1 protein-coding gene and 1 pseudogene (1 of these 2 running past the window's edge) are annotated in these 809 nt (G+C 68.9%); one reads left to right on the top strand and one right to left on the bottom strand.

What is annotated here, in order from left to right; all coding sequences use genetic code 11:
- A pseudogene (gene glgX, locus CCN35_RS26130) lies at positions 1-186 on the bottom strand (glycogen debranching protein GlgX); it reaches 1859 nt to the left of the window's first position.
- Between the two features lie 347 nt (positions 187-533).
- Here glgX and CCN35_RS26135 point away from each other — a divergent pair.
- A partial coding sequence (locus tag CCN35_RS26135) for an SAV2148 family HEPN domain-containing protein (protein WP_245863502.1) occupies positions 534-809 on the top strand: 276 nt, incomplete at its 3' end.

Raw genomic sequence — 809 nt, forward strand, 5'->3', positions numbered from 1 at the left:
GCCGGGCACGTACGCGTGCCGGACGAACGCGTCGCTCTCCCGCAGCTCCACCGCCGTCTCCGAGCCGTCGTCGTGCAGCAGGCACAGCTCTACACGGTCCGCGGCCTCCGTGAAGACCGCGAAATTGGTGCCGGCACCGTCGTACGTGGCACCGAGTGGATACGCCTCTCCAGGCCAGACCTGCATGGGTACGACTCTTTCAGGTGTGCGGCGCCGCTGGTGTACCTCGGCCTCGAGTCTCCCCGAAAGGGAGACGCCCACCGGTGAATGCGGCCCCTTCCCACGGTGGGCATTCGGGTGCTCCTGTGACCGATGGGAAAAGGGGGAAGATCTATGCACAGAAGGGCGCTTCTGTCAAGGCCCCCGCTATGAATCCGCTCACTCCATCGGCCCGGACCCGGCAGAACTGGCGCTCAACGTGCGGAAGTTGAGAAACGAGCCGTGCATCCGGCTGCATCACGCGCCACTCCCGGAGTACCCTTCCTTGATCGTTGAGACGGGGAGGGCCCGGGGGAGTGGAAGGCGGTGTGCGGGTGGGCTCGGGAGGGCTGGAGCTGCCCCCTGGTGACGGAGGTCATGAGGGAGGCTCCGCGGAGGTCCCGCCCGGCACGGTGTCGCTGGCCCGGCCGATGGGCGCGGGTGCCATCGGACCGGAGCTGGAGTGGGACGCCGACGCCTGGCATGAGGTGCGTACACGCGCTCAGCGGGCCGGCCGGGCCTACATATGGCTGAATCTCGTCGAGCAGCGGCTGCGCGCCGTCGTGACCGCCGTCCTGCGGCCCGTCTACGAGCCCGTCCACGGCGACGAC

The sequence above is a fragment of the Streptomyces thermovulgaris genome (genome assembly GCF_002155915.1).
Taxonomy (GTDB): Bacteria; Actinomycetota; Actinomycetes; order Streptomycetales; family Streptomycetaceae; genus Streptomyces; species Streptomyces thermovulgaris.